We start from the raw sequence: 445 nt of genomic DNA, 5'->3' as shown, positions 1-445 counted from the left end.
CCGACCGCTGCAACCTCGTCAACCGCTTCTGCGCCTTCTTCAGCGCACGCGGCGTCGCATAACGTTTGCCATCAGAGCAGACGATTTCCTTGACGTTGAGGTCGACGCCGGTGACCGGGCGGCGAGYCGCCGGCTCAATCCAGCATATGTCCACCTCCTGCTGCAGCGACAGATACCAGCGYGTGCCATCGCGTGACACCGTGGCGCCCATTATCTTGCCGCCGAACCGCGGWGCCTCTTTCATCCTCACCTTGCCCAGCACGGGCAGACGTACCTGCCTCTCACCTACGGTCAGCTTGTCGTTGGCGACGTAGAAAGCATCGCGCGCCTCTCCCTTCCGCTTGAAGACAGGGCGATAAGCATTCTTTCCCCTTTTTACGTCGTCGAAGAACTTGCTCCAGGCCTTGCTCAGATTGGCAAAGGGCTGCGCATGCGAGTCACGATG

Annotated in this window: 1 protein-coding gene; it reads right to left on the bottom strand. The window is 60.6% G+C overall.

Annotated elements, in window-relative coordinates:
- On the bottom strand, positions 1–445 hold a 445-nt coding region (locus AC1DK4_RS40840), incomplete at both ends, for a nuclease/transposase family protein (RefSeq protein WP_477132281.1).

The organism is Cupriavidus sp. 05N38 (genome assembly GCF_056397345.1).
This window is presented reverse-complemented; position numbering and strand designations above follow the sequence as displayed.